The sequence below is a fragment of the Curtobacterium sp. MCBD17_030 genome (assembly GCF_003224255.1).
Classification (GTDB): domain Bacteria; phylum Actinomycetota; class Actinomycetes; order Actinomycetales; family Microbacteriaceae; genus Curtobacterium.
In genome coordinates, this window is the sequence record NZ_QKLI01000015.1 from 14,943 (window position 1) to 30,505 (window position 15,563).

The following is a 15,563-nucleotide window of genomic DNA, read 5'->3' on the forward strand; positions in this document are numbered from 1 at the left end:
GGATGCCCGGTCAACAGGCCAGCTGCGAGTCTCATGACGACGGCCCGAGACCGGGTCGCGACCACGACGACGATCGGGAGGCGCCGGTGCCGGAACGCTCAGCGGGCAACGCGACGGACGACACCGCTGGCCAGGCCGACCATGCCGCCCGGCGGTTACCGGATGCGCCGAGCGCGTTCTTCACGGCGCTGGTCACCGAGCACTTCGTGCTCCAGACGGCGCGCGGCATCACCGTCTCCGAGTCGTCTACCCGGGCCGCGATCTACCTGACGACGCTGTCGAGTGCCCTGGTGGCGTTCGGGTTCCTGGCCGACACCGACTTCGCCACGGGCTACCTCGCAGTGGTGATCCCGGTCGTCGTGCTGCTCGGCGTCTTCACCTACGAGCGACTCGTCCAGACTTCGCTGGAGGACGTGGTCGCCCTCGCCTCGATGCAGCGAATCCGCCGCTGGTACGGCACGATCCTGCCGGGCGCCCCGCGGTACTTCCCGGTACCCGAGGACCGGATCGCGCCGAACGAGCTGCTCGACATCGGGCTCCGGCTGTCCTGGCGTGGGGTGTTCTTCACGCTGTCGAGCGCGATCGCGGTCGTGAACTGCATCGTCGCCGGCGCCGGGGCGGCCCTGTTGACCGCGAGCACGTGGACGCAGTCCACGTCCCTAGCTGCCGGCGTTGTCACGGCCGTCATGCTCGCCACCGTGCACGGGGTCTACCAGGAGCGCCGGTACGCCCGGGTGCTGGCGCTCCTGCACGCGGCTGCTGCCCGGACCGACGTCTGACGCTTCCCGAGGGTGGAGCTGGCTCCACCCCGACCCTCTTGTCCGCACCAGTGACCGGCCGCCGAGAACGAGATGGACTGACACCATGACCGAACCCCTCCTGCAGGCACACGACCTGACGAAGTCGTTCCTCGGCCCGGAACAGTCGAGGGTCCCGGTGCTCCGGGGCGTCTCACTCTCCGTGCTCCCCGGTGAGTTCGTCGCCGTCGTCGGGCCCAGCGGCTCCGGCAAGTCGACGCTGCTGTACTGCCTGTCCGCCCTCGAGCCTTACGACAGCGGGTCGGTGTCGATCGCCGGGCAACGCCTCGAGACCCTCCGACCGAAGCAATTGCAAGCACTCCGCCGCTCGACGGTCGGCTTCGTGTTCCAGTCGTTCAACCTCATTCCGTCGCTGACCGCACGGCAGAACATCGCGCTACCCGCCAGCCTCGCCCACCGCCCGGTCTCCGCGGCCCAGGTCGACGCCGCGCTCGCCTCGGTCGGACTCGCCGACCGCGGGGACCACCGACCCGGCGCGTTGTCCGGCGGGCAGCAGCAGCGGGTCGCGATCGCCCGGGTCCTGGCGTCCGAACCGCACGTCGTGTTCGCCGACGAGCCAACCGGCGCCCTCGATACCACCGCCGGTGACGCGGTCCTCGACCTGCTGCGCCGGGTGGCCGACGGTGACCGGTCGGTGGTGATGGTCACGCACGACCTCGAAGCGGCTGCGCGGGCCGACCGTGTGCTCGTCCTGCGCGACGGCGCCGTGCACCGCGAGCTGGCACACCCGGACGCCGCCGAGGTACTCGAGGCCCTGACCGCCGCCGCCCAGGAGGCCTGAGATGCTCCGACTCGTCTTGAGCGACCTGCGGCAGAACGCCGGTATCTGGATCGGCGCACTCGTGGTCAGCGCGGCCACCGCAGCGGCCGCCGCCATCGCCGCCGGGATGCTCGACACCGGTTTCGCGATCATCGGGTCCGGCACGACGATGGACCTGCTCCGAGCCGGCGGCCTCGCCACGCTGGCATCGCTCGTCGTCGTGCTGACCATCGTCGCCGTCACCGCCGTCCTGGGCAGCGTCACCCGCCTGACGATCGACCTGCAGCGCCGGGGCTACGCGCTCTGGCAGCTGGTAGGGGTGCCGTCCCGCACGGTGACGGTGATCGTGCGGCTGCAGCTCGCCGTCGTGGCGCTGGTCGGAAGCACGATCGGCTGCCTCATCGTGGCGCCGTTCGTGCCGGCGTTCCTGCACTTCGGATTGTCGCAGTCCGACGGACTCCGGAACCTCGACGAACGGTTCGGTCCGACCAGCGCCGTCGCGGTGGTGCTCGCCGTGACGGTCGTGGTCGTCCTGAGCAGTCTCCGGCCGTCGCGCCGAGCCGGCCTCGTCCGCCCGATCGAGGTCCTGCGGGAGCCCGAGTCCGTCCGCACCCGGACGACGTGGACCCGGTGGGCCGGGGGCGCCGTCGCGCTGCTGCTCGCCGGGCTGCTGACCGCATCCATCGTCGACGCTGGCGTCCGGACCAGTGGGCAGGTGCTGCTGATCGGGCCGCTCCTGACGGCGGCGTGCACTGCGATCGGCCCCGTGGTGTTTCCCGCCGCCCTCCGGGCCTGGACCTCGGTGGTGCCCGCGCACCGGTCGGCCTCGTGGTTCCTCGCCCGCAACGCCGCCGCGTTCTCTGTCGACCGGAGCAGCGCCACTGTGAGCGCGCTCGTCATCACGATCGCCCTGCCCGGCAGCCTCTTTGCCGGCTTCGACACCGTAGGCGACGCCGTCGAGCGGACCACGGGATCCTCGGGTGGTGGACTCGACGTGCAGAGCTTCCTGCTCATGCTCGGCGGGCCGCTGCTCGTGTCGCTCTTCGGCGCGGCCGCCACCGTACTGATGGCAGGACGCACCCGCGAGCAGGAGGCCGCGCTGGTCGAGGCCGCCGGCGGGTCCCGCGCCACCGTGCTCGCGCGTGCCGCCTGGGAGTCCGTCATCCTCGTCGGCACTGCGGTCCTCGTGGCCGCCGTGGTCCTCGTGCTGACTGCCTGTGGACAGGCCGTCGCGCTCGCGGTCACCGTCCCCGGAACGCAGCCCCACCTGGGCCTGCAGGCCGCACTCCCGGCCGCCCTCGTGAGCCTGGCGCTCATGGTGGCCGCTGGCACGATCCCCCTCGTCACCGGACGCCGACGCAGCATCCCGCTCGTCCTCGCCGCCGACTGACCCCGAACCAGGAAGACTCCTCATGCGCATCTTATTCTCCGGCGTCCCCGCGCTCGGACACCTCCTGCCCCTCGTCCCGCTCGCCCGTGCCGCGCAGGCGGCCGGCCACGACGTTGCCCTGCTCACCAGCGGTGGCATGCGCGAGGCCATGTCGACCGAACTGCCGGCGGTGCCGGTCCTGGCGGCCGGCCCCATGCCTCCCGACCTGTTCGCCGAGGTGGCCCGACGTATCCCCGGCAGCGACCCCGCGAACCGACCCGAGCCGGCGGCCGTCGCCGAGTTCTTCGCCGGCGCACGCGTGGACCTGACCATCGACGACGCCGTGCGCGCAGCACACGGGTGGGCACCCGACGTGGTCGTCGCGGACGCCGTCGACCTGGTCGGACCGCTCGTCGCCGCGGAACTCGGCGTACCGCATGCGGTCGTCGCCTTCGGCCCCGAGGTTCCCGAGGAGTTCCGTCGCCCGATGACCGAGCTCGTGCTTCCCCGTTACGCGCAGCGCGGAGTGGCGCCAACCCCGCCGGTGGCTCTGCTCGACCCGACGCCCGCCTCGCTGCAGGCAGCCGGATGGACGCAGCCGCCCGTCACGATCCCGTTCCGATCCGAGCCGCACAGCCGCCCGAACGCTGCGTCCGACGCACCGCTCGCACCGTTCCCGGCCAGCGATTGGAGGCCGCGGGTGCTCGTGACCCTCGGCACCGTGTTCGGCGACGCCGCGCTCCTGACGGCGATCATCGACGGCTTCCACCCGGACGAGGCTGACGTCGTGGCGACGGTGGGGGTCATCGGCGAGCACCTCGACGACACCGAGCACGTCCACTTCGTGCCGTTCCGCCCGATGCGCGAGCTGCTCGAGGGCGTCGACCTCGTCGTCGCGGCAGCAGGCGCCGGCACCGTGCTCGCGGCTGTCAGCGTCGGTGTGCCGATGGTGCTGCTCCCGCAGGGTGCCGACCAGTTCATCAATGCGGCGCGTGCGGCCGAAGCCGGGGTCGCGATCGTGGTCGACGAGCCGGGCGCCGTGGGCCCCGCCGTCCACCGGCTGCTCGCCGATCGAAGCCACTTTGACGCAGCACGGCGGCTGGGCGAGGAGACCGCGAACCGCCCAAGCGCGGCCGCCGCGATAGGGGAACTGGTCGAACGGGTCGAGCGCGCCCACGGTGAGCGCGTCGCCTGACCTCGGCGCTCTTCAGCGCTCCATCGGCCCGGGTCCCGCGGTGCCCGGGCCGAACACCGACTCCGTGAACCGCCGCGCGAGGGGGTCGTCCTGGTCGCTCAGACGGATGCCGAGCAGGGTGTTGATGAGCATCCCCTGGGCCAGGAACAACTCTGCCGCGGACTCCGACAGGCCGGCATCCCCGATCAGGAAGCGCAGGATCCGGGTGAAGCCGTCGCGGGCGACCGGTCCGATCACAGGGTCCGCGCCGAGCATGTACGACTGCATCACGATGAGGTGCACGCCGTCCTCGGTCGCCAGCTCGCGGTAGGCCGCGCCGAGCCGTGCGGCGACCGGAACCGGTTGCCCGTCGTCGAGCACCGCCCGGAACGCCTCTAACACGGCTTCGAGGCACCCGTCGACGACGGTGAGGAACAGATTCTCCTTCGAGCCGAACATCCGGACCACGTACGGCTGGCTGATGCCCGCGGCCTGTGCTATCCGCTCCGTCGTGGCGCCGTGGTACCCCTCTCGAGCGAACACGGCGGCCGCCGCGGTGAGCGTTGCCTTCCGCCGCTGGCTGCCAGCCATGCGCTCCGCAACTTTGGGAACCGAGCCCCTTGCTGTCGTCATGCCATAAGGGTATCATCCGATGCCATGAGTAATGAATCGATTACTAACTCTGTTGCGAAGCCCACCGGCTTCCCTCCGCTCCGCCGGATCCTGCCCGTCCTCATCACCCAGGTCCTCGTCGCGATGACCGTCGCCGGGGCGTTCGCCGGCCTGTACATCGGCCTGCAGAAAGCCCCGTCCCCCCATCACCTGCCCGTCGCCATCGTCGGCACGCAGGTGGCCGACGCCGCCGGGGACGCGCTCGGCGACCGCGCCGACGTTCGCACCGCCGGGTCACCGTCCGACGCCCGCGACCGTGTCCGGTCCCGCGACGCCGTCGCAGCCCTCGTCCCCGGGGCGCGCGGCTGGACCCTGTACACCGCGGGTGCCGAAGGGCGAAGCGCGACGGCCGCCGCGACCACGATGCTGACCGGAGTCGCCGCGGGCGCCGGCGCCTCGGTCACCCGCACGCAGGACCTCGTCCCGCTCGCGACGAACGACGGCCAGGGCATCGCGGGGTTCTACCTGGTCTTCGGCACGACCCTGGCGGCGTTCATCCTGGCCCAGGTCATGAACTCCCTCAACGCCCTCGCGCGCCTCCGCACCCGGATCGTCGTGACGGTGGTCGGGAGCATCGCCGCGGCCGCGGTGGTCGCGGTCATCGCCGGACCGGTCGACGGCGCCGTCCCCGCGTCGACAGGTGCCGTGATCGTGGTGCTCTCGCTCCTTGCCGTCGCCGTCTCGCTGTCGACGCTGGCTATCACCTCGATCATCGGGCCGATGGGCGTGATCGTCTCGACGCTCCTCTTCACCACCCTCGGCAACGCGACGAGCGGTGCGACCATCAGCACACACCTGTTGCCGCCCGTGCTCGCCGCCGTCGGACAGGCCCTACCGCCCGGGGCCGCGTTCGGCGCCATCACCGGGTTCAGCTACTTCGACGGGGCTGGCGCAACGGGCGCGCTGCTCACGCTGGGTGCGTGGATCGTCGCCGCGGCTGCGGCCCTGTCCTTAGCGCACCGAGCGCGGACCGCCACCGCGCGGCGACGGGACGTCGCGACGCAGGCGGTGACCGCTCCTCCTTCGCGACATGTCTGACGGGATGGCGATCACCGATCAAACGGCTGCCGAGCAGCCGGCGACCGTGGACGTTCAGTCGGGCAAAAGCGTGGACCGACGCGGGCCCCTGGCGATGGTTGAACTCAACAGCTCCATCAAGCCAGGAGGGATGCTCAGATCACAACCTCGGAAGCGTGCCCAACGTCACGGCCGGGTACATCTAGCGAGTCTGCTTCGCGACATTGGCACACGGCGGACTTCGTTCGAATTGGGGTTGCCGCGCACGCATGACACGAAGTGAAAGCACTTTAAGCTTCTCTCAAGTCTGCGTTCTGCTCGCACACGGCGAAGCACCCGGCCGGCCGAAGTCGGGCGGGTGCTTCGCTTCCTTGGCGTGATCAGCGCGGGCGCGCTCCTGCGCCTGGTGGGGTCAGCTTCGTAGCGTCTTCAGTGCGCCGGCCCAGGCTTCGACTTGGTCGAACAGAGCTTGGGCAGCATCGGTGTGCTGCGGTCCTGGCGTGAAGGTGCTGTAGTTCTCGAAGTCTGTGAAGAGCGAGAAGCTGAGCTGCTGACGTACGTCCGCGAGCTGTAGTTCGGCGGAGATGCCGCGGAGATGTTCGATGGCGCGTGCACCGCCGAGGCTGCCGTAGGAGACGAAGCCAGCCGACTTGTTGTTCCACTCGTTGTAGAGGTAGTCGATGGCGTTCTTCAGCACGCCGGAGGTGGAGTGGTTGTACTCGGGGGTGACGAAGATATACCCGTCGTACTGCGCGATCCTCGCCGACCACTGCTTGGTGTGCTCGTTTGCGTATGCGCCAGTGGCGGGTGGCGCAGCCTCGTCAAGGTGAGGCAGTGGGTAGTTGGCAAGGTCGACGAGGTCGTAGCTGACCTCGCGATCGGCCGCCTGTGTCATCACCCAATCGGCGACGCCCTTCCCATTGCGGCCGGGTCGGGTACTGCCGAGGATGACGGCGATACGGAGTTCTGACATGAGGGCTGGTCCCTTTCGAGGTGGTGTTGTGATGCTCTCCCGCGTGGAGCGGGAAGAAGGTGGGGCGTGCTGCGGCAGCGCGCCGTTGGCGCTCACGGAGAGTGAGCTGCGGCGGAGGCGGTTGCCTCGTCCACCAGCGAGTGGGTTGATGAGGCACTCGGTCGGAACTCTGCCGAGACGCCCGTCCGGTAAGGCGAGAACGACGACGCCGGCTCAGACAGCTATTTCGTTGGCCTTCAAAGGCTCTGTTAGTGGGGTGATGACGGAGAGGACCAGCCGGACGCGGTCCGGGATGCCGGGGCCGGCAACGAGGATCCGTCAAGCGGTGCGTCGCTGCCGGTCACGCCGAGGCCTCACGATTGTCCGCGCGCTCGGCGAGCAGTTCGCGCACGCGGGGAATGACGACGCCGCCGTACAGCTCGACGGCGCGGGTGCGGGCCCGCATCGACTGGCCGCCGGAGGTGTAGATCATGTCGAAGCGACCGACGCCCATCGCGTCGACGGCACGGGCGATCCGCTGCGCGACGGTTTCCGGTGCGCCCAGGTACATCGAACCGGTGGAGACTTCGGCATCGAACTCAGCGCGGGTCACCGGCGGCCATCCGCGCAGGGCACTGATGCGGTCGCGGACGACCCGGTAGTGCGGCCAGAACAGCTCCGTCGCCTCCTCGTCCGTGTCGGCGACGAAGCCGGGCGAGTGCATGCCGACCGGGTGCGCCGTCGTCCCGAACTGCTCGGCCGCCCGGCGGTAGAGGTCGAGGTACGGCGCGAAGCGCTCGGGCTGCCCACCGATGATCGCGAGCATGAGCGGGAACCCGTACTGCGCGGTCCGCACGACCGACTGCGGGGAGCCCCCGACGCCGACCCAGGTGCGGAGGCCGTGCTCGGTCTTCGGGAAGACGTCGGCGTCGACGAGCGGCGCACGGGTCGTTCCGCTCCAGGTGACCGGCTCCTCGCGGAGGAGCTGCGCGAACAGCTCGATCTTCTCCTCGAACAGGACGTCGTAGTCGGCGAGGTCGTGGCCGAACAACGGGAAGGACTCGGTGAAGGACCCGCGGCCGAGGATCACCTCGGCGCGACCCTCGGACAGCGCGTCGACCGTCGCGAAGCGCTGGAACACGCGGACGGGGTCGTCGGAGGACAGGACCGTGACGCCGGAGCCGAGCCGGATGCGCTTCGTCACGGTGGCGAGACCGGCGAGGACCGCCTCGGGCGACGAGACGGAAAACTCGGGGCGGTGGTGCTCCCCGACTGCGAAGACATCCACCCCGAGTTCGTCGGCCAGTACCGCCTCGTCGACGAGCTGGCGTATTGATCGCGCGTGGCTGACGAAGACGCCGGCGTCGTCGGTTGGCACGTCGCCGAAAGTATCGAGGCCGAAGGTGATCTCTTGCATGGTGTCTCTTTCGTTGTTCCTGCGACCAAGTGATTGACGCATCCTCCGCACGTCCTCGGCTTTCACTCAGCATGGGGACGATGGCTGGTGCAGGGCATCCGTGACTTGACGTACCTTTCAGCGCCCCCGTTGCCACCCCGTCATCGACGTCGGCAGCCCGGCCAATCAGACCCGGCAGTAGCTACAAGTTGAGGTAGTTCAGGTCACGAGTTCATTCAGTGAGCGTCATCGCGGCGAACCGCGTAGCCGCGTAGCCGCGATAACCACCGTCGATCCTGTGAGCCCAGGGGCTCGCAGGATGCCGGCGAGAACAACAGCACGTTGCGGAACAGTTTTCGGCGGTGGTCCGACTGGTCTGAGCGGGCACTGATGGTCACATGCAGACCGGCCGGACGCGTCTGCTTGCTCGAAGCTGTGACGTGTCCGGCCGGCGTCGTGTGGGTTGGTGCTACTGGCTGGCGGCAGCGGCGACCTGCGCGAGGAACGTTTCGATGGCCTGACGGGGTGTCTGTCGACCTCGCATCTGGTCGCGGATTGCGGCGGCGGCGGCGGCGTACTGCGCATCGGCGGTCACCTCGAGCACCGCATCCAAGGTGTCGGCCGGGTCGCTGATCACTTTGGCTGCGCCGGCGGCAGCGGCGCGCTCGGCGTTGATGAACTGGTCTGCGCCCTGTGGGATCACGACGAGGGGGATCCCCTGGCTCAGCGCTGCAAGGACCGTTCCCGCGCCGCCGGCGCTGACGACGACGCTCGCGCCGGGGAGCAGTTCGGCAAGTGGGCGGAACGCCTCGTAGCGGACGTGGTCCGTGTTGTGGTGCTGCTCGGCCTTCTCCATCACTGTCGCGACGACGTCGGTCTGCTCCGATTCGAGGTTCGATACGAGTGCGCCGAGAAGTGTGTCGTTCCCGAATACGGTGCCGAGAGTGAGCAAGACCGGGATGCGCTCACCGGCACTCGCGAACAGGTTCGCCGCTGCACTGTCTTCCCGCTGGTGTGGTGCCGGCTGGAACGGGATGACGAACTCCGGCGGAACCCAACCGTCGGGCTGCAGCAGTGACGGCGCCGGGTCGAACATTGCCGCTGGCGGTACCAGCGCCAAGCCTCGGTCCGCATACCGTGACGCAACGACGGAGAACAGTGGGGTGGTGAACTCCGGGGGGAGCGCCGGACCGAATGCGACGAGCGCGTGCGGAATAGCGAGCGCGGTTGCGACGAGGGGTCCGACGAAGTCGACCGCGTCAGCGATGATCGCGTCGGGCTGCCATCGGGTGGCTTCCTCGATGGCAGTGTCGGCGGAGAGGTCGACGCGAACGCCGGCGAAGAACTCGGCGACCGCGGCCGGTTCTGGTGCCGCGGCTGGGTCGCTACCCGGGACGCGGCGGGCGACCTCAGCGAACAGCTCTGGCGGCATCGGACCTGCCGGCAGCAGCGTCACACCCGGTAGTTCCAGTTCCATCGCTGGTGCCATGCCAGCGCTGGTGAGTACCGCGACGTCGTGGCCGGCCTCGCGGGCGGCGTGAATGAACGGGGCGAGGGGTAGCAGATGACCGAGTGCGGGAACTGCGGCGAAGAGGAGACGCATGACTTCCTTCCATAGGGGATGCATGCAGCCGAACGGCTGCAGTGAGACGTGCCTTGACGCTGGTCGCCAGGTTCAGCGGGGTCAGATGCGGAATTCGATGAGGGATAGGTTCGAAGGTGAGGGGCAAACCGGGCCGCGTCGTCATGCGTCCGTTCTCGCCATCACTTGGACTACAGCTGTGTCCGGGCTGGCTGCAGCAGCGCGCTGAGTAGCGCATGTACGGACGCGAGCCGCGGTACGGCGATGCGGTTTGCTACGGCGTATCGCAGCAGCGCTCCGCTGAGGAACTCGTATTCCGTGGGCCGACCGAGCGTTGCGTCCACCTCGAGGGAGGTGCGGTGTGTGTGGTCTCTGGTCAGCGGTGACAGCGTCAGCGGAGGAAATCAGATACTGGTAATCCGACCGTTGTTCACGGCGTCCATGGCGGCCGCCGGCCCCGCCGTTTTTCCCGCCATCCTCCGGATGTGGACGACCCTGGTACCCGCCCGACTGTCCGCCTCCTGGTTCCTTGCCCGGAACGCGGCGCAGTTCCAAGCGACGAGAAGTACCGCGACTATCAACGCCCTTCTCGTGACCATCGCCCTGCCAGGATCGCTCTACGCCGGCTTTGCCACGTTGGGCAATGCTACCGCCGCCGCGACGGGCAACACGGCGGGATATCTTGCGCCAGCAAGTTTCCTCCTGCTTGTCGGAGGTTCACTCCTCGTATCCCTTTCCGGAGCGGCAGCTACCGTTCTGATGGCAACTCGAACGCGCGAGCAAGAAGCTGCACTCGTTCAAGCTGCGGGCGGCACCCGAACAGTGGTCCTCCTTCGTGCGGTCTGGGAAGCTCTCATCCTCGTCGTCACTGCAATTCTTGCTAGCGCGATTGTTCTTGCCCTCACCGCAGGCGGCGTCGCCTTGAGTCTTAGCCGAGTAGCGGCAACCGCACCAGACTTCGGCCTAGGTCAAGCGGGCTTTGCTTCTGCTGCATGCGCCATCATCCTCGTCGCCGCTAGCGCCATCCCCGTCCTGCTTGCGCTCCGCCAACCGATCAGGGCCGTCCTCGTAGCTTCCGAATAGCCTTCGAGGTCGCGCTGAGCGGGGCAGCGCGACCTCAAGCAATAAAAACAGAACCGTAAGGCACTAACGTCAAGAACGGCTGTCGACCCGGACTCTGATTGTCGCGGCCCACGAACCGCTTCCTGATGACAGAACTAACGGCCCCGAGCTTTCGCTCGGGGCCGTTAGCGTTTCACGTTCGGTCAGGCAGTGAGGCCGCCGTCGATGATGATCTGCGACCCGGTGATGAAGCTTGCATGTGGACCCGCGAGATAGGCGACAAGTTCCGAGACCTCGTCGGCGGTTCCGTACCGCCCGAGCGGAACACGTGCCTTCATGGCGCTGGCGGAATCGGTCCCGTCAGGGTTCATGTCTGTGTCGATCGGACCAGGCTCGACGATGTTGACGGTGATACCGCGGCCTGCGAGGTCCAATGCGGCGCCCTTCGCGAAAGCCGCAAGCGCCGCTTTCGTTGCGACATACTCGCCTAGGCCCGGCGAGATCAGCGGCTTGTACGCGGCACTCGTACCGATCGCGATGATCCGCCCTCCATCGACGATGTGGCTGCTCGCGGCTTTCACCGTAGCGACCGCACCGCGGTAGTTCACATCGATCTGCCGGTCCGATGCTTGCTGATCGATCGCTCCGGAGTCGACCGTACCCGTCGTGAATACGCCCGCACTATTCACGAGGACGTTGATGTGTCCGAAATCGTCGGCTGCCGAACGGATGAATGCGGACACGGACTCGGGGTCGCCTTGGTCTGCACGGTAGGCCCTTGCCTTGCGCCCTAGTTGCTGAATGGCTTCAACAACTTCCTCTGCCGCCGAGGCGGACTGCACGTAGCTAAACGCTACGTGCATACCGTACCCTGCAAGCTTCTTTGCGATTGTTGCTCCGATGCCGCGGGCACCTCCCGTGACAACGGCGACCTTACCTTCGTAGTACTCCATTAGATTCCCTCTTTCTCACTGCCCGTTCGGGCGTTTCGTTGCCAACGAATCCAGGATTTTCAGCAGCGTGTGGAGCCGCTAAAGCCGCATCTGCCTTTTAGGTGGTGAGAACCGTGACACCGAGGATCCGGCGCTCCTCAAGGTCCGCATGAGCTCGACGGATTTCCGTGAGTTCGAGTTCTCGCACCGGAAGCGCCGCGAAGACACCATGGTCATCCGCGCGGAAGATGTCGTCGACAGCACGCTGAGCTTCTTCTTGGCCGTGCAGGTACTTGCTCAGCGGCGGATCATCGAACGAGATTGCTCGTCGTTCAAGTTCCACGCGGTCGGGGTTAGCCCTCCCCGCAGCATTCCCATATGAGACGATGTAGCCCCCTCGGCGAACAGCGGGAATGAGCGCGCTTACCTGGTCACCGCCGACGCCGTCTAGCGCGGCGTCGGCTCCGCCTCCAAGCGTGACCGAGTCGACCACGGCTTTGATTGAGGTACCGTTGACGACGGTCGCAACTGCTCCGTTCGCCACCGCCTGTTCTGCCTTAGCCGCGGATCCAACAACTGCAACTACTTTGGCGCCCAGTGACGTGCACCACAGCGTAAGGATCGAGCCGATCGCTCCCGTCGCTCCAGTGACGATGATGACGTCTCCGGATTGCACCTGGTATGCCTGGCGCAGCGCCATCCGAGCAGTCAAACCTTTCGTCATCAACGCCGCAGCCCGGAGCGAGGAAGTCGCGGCAGGCAGCCGGACCACGTCGCTCGTGCTAACAGTGCGCTCCGCCGCATAAGCCCCGCTGGCGGAGAAGTACCCTACCCGGTCGCCCACCTGGAATGATTCAGCCCCCGAACCAACAGCAGTCACAACGCCAGCACCCTCGAAGCCATTGACGAATGGGTCACTCGGAGGCCGAAACGGGCCACGACGGAAAAGCAAATCCAAATGGTTCAGACCAACCGCTTCCTGCTTAATTCCAAGTTCGTTCCGCCCAGGCCGCGGCGCCACACGTTGTGCAATCTCTAGCACCTCCGGGGAACCCCACCCATGTTGATAGACGACTGTTCCCATCATTTGTTCCCTTCACGAGCGACACAGGAGGTGGGCAACCTACGGAGTTGCGCCTTCAATCCCTTGAAGAATATTGCTCGATACCGAAGGGGGACGCATCCGTCAGTTGACGTAGAGACCGGAACAGACGTTCGCGCCCGTGTCCAACAGCCCGGACCGACGTTACGGCTGAAGCTTATTGCTGCGCTTCCCGCTGGTTGCGATCATTCAGCTGATCCATCCAGTTAGGTGGCACCGATCCTTCGGGTCCCGGGGCCGGCTGGCTGGACGGATGCGCTGTTGGCGGAGCTAACGCGGGACCGTTCGAGACGATCGATCGTGTAGCGAAGTCCCAGATCCAGTCTTCCCCCGGTTCGAAGGACTGAATGAACCGGTGGCCGGTGTGGGACGCGTGGGACCGGGCATGCCGATTCATTGAGTCGTCGCAGCAGCCGACGTGGCCGCAGGCGGCGCAGCGACGCAAGTGGACCCACCACGACCCATCGATGGTGCACTCAACGCAACCCGTACCGCTGGGAGCGACCTCACGGTTGAGTTGCCCCCCGAGAGACTCGTCGCTTGTCACCACTGGCCTCCTTGGTAGATCAGGCCGCCCGAGTCGGCGAGGTCACCGTGTGCGATCCCGTTCCGCCACTCTGGGTGGGCCTCCCAGAGAAACGCCGGGACCGTTACCGGGTCCGCGAGCGGCGATTCTGCGGCTGCCTGGACGATGCTCGTGGTGTTATCAGGCACCGGACCTCCAAATCATGAGAGCGGACACTGCTCACCATGAATGCTCGAGGTCACAGCCGCTGAGCGCTATCCGTACCCTGACGTAACTTGGCTCCGCGTCGAGCCGGCAGTTGTTCCTCCTCCTCCCGTGGCTCCGCAGCTCGCCACGGGAAGTCTCGGCAACGCTAGCTGGCCCGTCGACACAGCCAGTACCGGCACCACGGGCCGCCGCCCCTGTTTATGAGCATCAGTGGCAGTTCCAGTGGGATTTATTCGTCGTCAGAGCTTTTTGTAGGCGCATTGACACGGAGGGCGAGTTCTTCGGCGTCGATGCTTGCCAGGACGGAGCGGACCGCTGGGTCCTGATAACGCCCTTCCGAGCGAGCGGCGGCCACAGCATCGCGCTCCGCGTAAAGCATCAAGTAGCGCAGGCGGTGATAGCTGTCAGGGAGCGGCTCTGACGCGGGGCGCGTCGGGTTCTCCAGGGCATCAGTGAGGAACGACGCGTTGGTGCGAAGTCTCTGCATCACTCGATCCTCGACTCCCTCCGTCTCTTCAGTGGCGAGCCGATCAAGCCCTGCACGTTGCGCCTCTGCCATCAGCAACTGACGCTCAACGCGTTCCTGGTCGGCGTTCGGCGGAGGCAGGCGCAAAGCACGAACGATGACGGGCAGCGCCAAGCCGCCGAGGAGCGTCCCGGCCACAACGATGAAGGCGAGAAACTGCAACAACTCCCGTTCTGGCGTCGTTTCGGGAAGAAGGAATGCCGCTGCAAGCGTGACGACGCCGCGCATTCCCGCGGACGACAGCGCGACGCCCGTCCTCCAGCCCCAGGCGCGGCGTCGAATCAAGGCGGGCCCGTACTGGTACAACAGCGTGCCAGTGAGCACGAAGGCGAAGCGAGAGAGCACGAGGACCAGCAGGACCGCCAAGGAAAGGCCCACTATCGCCCAAAAGCCCACAGACGAAGTTTCAAGTCCGGCTATGATCCCCGACAAGCTCAACCCAATAACGAGGAAGACCGCATTCTCGAGCAGGAATCTGATGGTGCGCCAATTTATCGCCTCGGCGATGCGAGCCTGCGCGGACTGAATCTGCGGGCTTTTCGCGCCGAGAACGAGTCCGGCAACAACCACCGCGACGACTCCCGACCCGCCGACCTCTTGAGCCGGGATGAAAGCCAGATATGGAGTCACGAGCGACAAGCTAGTGTCGAGAACAGGAGCGCTGAGCCTGCGCCGGACCTGGGCGATAACGAAACCGACAACGAGTCCGACGCCGATTCCGCCCGCAACCGCCAGCGCAAACTCGGCTCCGATCATCCATGGCTCGACAACACTGGCGATCGCGACGATGGACACATTCAAAGCCACGAGCGCTGCCGCGTCGTTGAACAGACTTTCCGTTTCGAGTACCGAAAGCACCCGTCGGGGCAAGCGTAATCGTCCTGCCACAGCAGTGACGGCCACGGCGTCAGTTGGAGCGACAACGGCTCCGTAGGCGAGGGCGGCGGCGAGTGGGACCGCAGGCACGAGAAGCCAGACGGTCACTCCAACCGTTGCAACAGTTACAGCAACGAGCACTACGGACAGCAGCAACATGCTGTCCCCGCCGCTGCGGATGTCAGAGAACGAAGTGCGGATAGCCGATGCGAATAGCAGCGGAGGAAGAATTCCGTAAAGCACCAGTTCGGGTTCGATCTCGATGGCCGGTACCTGCGGCACGAACGAGAGGACCGCGCCCACCAAGACGAGGGCCACGGGGGCGGACCAGCCGACTTTTCCGGAGAGCCCTGAGACAGTGACCGTTAGGAGCACGAAGAGCACGATCCAAGTGATCGTCGATACCGGGTCCATGGCACTCCTCGAGTTGCGACGGCGCGGAGAGCCACGGTCCTTCCGAGCCTTGCCGGTCAGAGCTCACAGTTAAACACTGCTTGGCGCAAGCGCAAGTTCGAGCAGTGTACCGGTGGCACGGCCAAGGTCTAGGGCTCGTTCGCCCGAGTGCCTCAGCACCTCGATGCGAGTCCGGTTC

Annotated in this window: 15 protein-coding genes and 1 pseudogene; 6 read left to right on the top strand and 10 right to left on the bottom strand. The window is 67.0% G+C overall.

Annotated elements, in window-relative coordinates; genetic code table 11:
• Positions 1-86: 86 nt before the first annotated feature.
• The 4 genes from DEI89_RS12605 to DEI89_RS12620 all read left to right on the top strand — a co-directional run bounded on the left by DEI89_RS12605 (position 87) and on the right by DEI89_RS12620 (position 4,142).
• The gene (locus tag DEI89_RS12605; RefSeq protein WP_110904407.1) at positions 87-779 is read left to right on the top strand and encodes a hypothetical protein; all 693 of its coding nucleotides are present in this window, start codon (positions 87-89) and stop codon (positions 777-779) included.
• Between the two features lie 85 nt (positions 780-864).
• Complete coding sequence (locus tag DEI89_RS12610; RefSeq protein WP_110904408.1) at positions 865-1,599, top strand: ABC transporter ATP-binding protein; 735 nt, start codon at positions 865-867, stop codon at positions 1,597-1,599.
• A gap of 1 nt (position 1,600) precedes the next feature.
• Positions 1,601-2,968, top strand: a complete 1,368-nt coding sequence (locus DEI89_RS12615) for an FtsX-like permease family protein (protein WP_110904409.1) — start codon at positions 1,601-1,603, stop codon at positions 2,966-2,968.
• A 22-nt stretch (positions 2,969-2,990) separates the two neighbouring features.
• Positions 2,991-4,142: a glycosyltransferase gene (locus DEI89_RS12620; protein ID WP_110904410.1), complete on the top strand. Its 1,152-nt coding sequence runs from the start codon at positions 2,991-2,993 to the stop codon at positions 4,140-4,142.
• 12 nt (positions 4,143-4,154) lie between these two features.
• On the opposite strand, the gene DEI89_RS12625 is transcribed toward DEI89_RS12620, so the two are convergent.
• Positions 4,155-4,754, bottom strand: a complete 600-nt coding sequence (locus tag DEI89_RS12625) for a TetR/AcrR family transcriptional regulator (protein ID WP_110904411.1) — start codon at positions 4,752-4,754, stop codon at positions 4,155-4,157.
• Positions 4,755-4,778: 24 nt separating this feature from the next.
• On the opposite strand from DEI89_RS12625, the gene DEI89_RS18125 reads away from it, so the two are divergent.
• Entirely contained in the window at positions 4,779-5,831 is a 1,053-nt protein-coding gene (locus DEI89_RS18125; RefSeq protein WP_258368895.1) for a hypothetical protein, read from the top strand.
• A gap of 391 nt (positions 5,832-6,222) precedes the next feature.
• Here DEI89_RS18125 and DEI89_RS12635 read toward each other — a convergent pair whose 3' ends face one another.
• From DEI89_RS12635 to DEI89_RS18320, 4 genes are all read right to left on the bottom strand, one after another.
• Entirely contained in the window at positions 6,223-6,783 is a 561-nt protein-coding gene (locus DEI89_RS12635; RefSeq protein ID WP_110904413.1) for an NADPH-dependent FMN reductase, read from the bottom strand.
• Positions 6,784-7,123: 340 nt separating this feature from the next.
• Positions 7,124-8,179, bottom strand: a complete 1,056-nt coding sequence (locus DEI89_RS12640) for an LLM class flavin-dependent oxidoreductase (RefSeq protein ID WP_110904414.1) — start codon at positions 8,177-8,179, stop codon at positions 7,124-7,126.
• 448 nt (positions 8,180-8,627) lie between these two features.
• Complete coding sequence (locus DEI89_RS12645; protein WP_111050491.1) at positions 8,628-9,761, bottom strand: glycosyltransferase; 1,134 nt, start codon at positions 9,759-9,761, stop codon at positions 8,628-8,630.
• A gap of 170 nt (positions 9,762-9,931) precedes the next feature.
• Positions 9,932-10,135, bottom strand: coding sequence for a ketopantoate reductase C-terminal domain-containing protein (locus DEI89_RS18320; RefSeq protein ID WP_110904416.1), 204 nt, complete (start codon positions 10,133-10,135; stop codon positions 9,932-9,934).
• Positions 10,136-10,331: 196 nt separating this feature from the next.
• Here DEI89_RS18320 and DEI89_RS17390 point away from each other — a divergent pair, with 196 nt between their 5' ends.
• Entirely contained in the window at positions 10,332-10,823 is a 492-nt protein-coding gene (locus tag DEI89_RS17390) for an FtsX-like permease family protein (RefSeq protein WP_146236786.1), read from the top strand.
• A gap of 182 nt (positions 10,824-11,005) precedes the next feature.
• Here the strand turns inward: DEI89_RS17390 and DEI89_RS12655 are convergent, their stop codons facing one another.
• The 5 genes and pseudogenes from DEI89_RS12655 to DEI89_RS12670 form a co-directional block, all read right to left on the bottom strand.
• The gene (locus tag DEI89_RS12655; protein ID WP_110904417.1) at positions 11,006-11,755 is read right to left on the bottom strand and encodes an SDR family oxidoreductase; all 750 of its coding nucleotides are present in this window, start codon (positions 11,753-11,755) and stop codon (positions 11,006-11,008) included.
• A 97-nt stretch (positions 11,756-11,852) separates the two neighbouring features.
• Entirely contained in the window at positions 11,853-12,434 is a 582-nt protein-coding gene (locus DEI89_RS18130; RefSeq protein ID WP_258368899.1) for a zinc-binding dehydrogenase, read from the bottom strand.
• A gap of 69 nt (positions 12,435-12,503) precedes the next feature.
• Positions 12,504-12,821 (bottom strand): annotated as a pseudogene (locus DEI89_RS18325) (alcohol dehydrogenase catalytic domain-containing protein); the annotation flags it as partial.
• A gap of 172 nt (positions 12,822-12,993) precedes the next feature.
• The gene (locus DEI89_RS12665) at positions 12,994-13,386 is read right to left on the bottom strand and encodes a UBP-type zinc finger domain-containing protein (RefSeq protein WP_309146530.1); all 393 of its coding nucleotides are present in this window, start codon (positions 13,384-13,386) and stop codon (positions 12,994-12,996) included.
• A gap of 412 nt (positions 13,387-13,798) precedes the next feature.
• Positions 13,799-15,385 (bottom strand): sodium:proton antiporter, encoded by a 1,587-nt coding sequence (locus DEI89_RS12670; protein WP_110904419.1) that lies wholly within the window; start codon positions 15,383-15,385, stop codon positions 13,799-13,801.
• Positions 15,386-15,563: the final 178 nt, after the last annotated feature.

Bases quoted from the DNA above. Each gene is read 5' to 3' on its own strand.
- DEI89_RS18130 (WP_258368899.1), bottom strand. From the start codon at position 12,434: ATGGCGCTGCGCCAGGCATACCAGGTGCAATCCGGAGACGTCATCATC.
- DEI89_RS12615 (WP_110904409.1), top strand. From the start codon at position 1,601: ATGCTCCGACTCGTCTTGAGCGACCTGCGGCAGAACGCCGGTATCTGG.
- DEI89_RS12620 (WP_110904410.1), top strand. From the start codon at position 2,991: ATGCGCATCTTATTCTCCGGCGTCCCCGCGCTCGGACACCTCCTGCCC.
- DEI89_RS12610 (WP_110904408.1), top strand. From the start codon at position 865: ATGACCGAACCCCTCCTGCAGGCACACGACCTGACGAAGTCGTTCCTC.
- DEI89_RS12625 (WP_110904411.1), bottom strand. From the start codon at position 4,754: ATGACGACAGCAAGGGGCTCGGTTCCCAAAGTTGCGGAGCGCATGGCT.
- DEI89_RS12655 (WP_110904417.1), bottom strand. From the start codon at position 11,755: ATGGAGTACTACGAAGGTAAGGTCGCCGTTGTCACGGGAGGTGCCCGC.
- DEI89_RS12670 (WP_110904419.1), bottom strand. From the start codon at position 15,385: ATGGACCCGGTATCGACGATCACTTGGATCGTGCTCTTCGTGCTCCTA.
- DEI89_RS12640 (WP_110904414.1), bottom strand. From the start codon at position 8,179: ATGCAAGAGATCACCTTCGGCCTCGATACTTTCGGCGACGTGCCAACC.
- DEI89_RS12635 (WP_110904413.1), bottom strand. From the start codon at position 6,783: ATGTCAGAACTCCGTATCGCCGTCATCCTCGGCAGTACCCGACCCGGC.
- DEI89_RS12645 (WP_111050491.1), bottom strand. From the start codon at position 9,761: ATGCGTCTCCTCTTCGCCGCAGTTCCCGCACTCGGTCATCTGCTACCC.
- DEI89_RS18125 (WP_258368895.1), top strand. From the start codon at position 4,779: ATGAGTAATGAATCGATTACTAACTCTGTTGCGAAGCCCACCGGCTTC.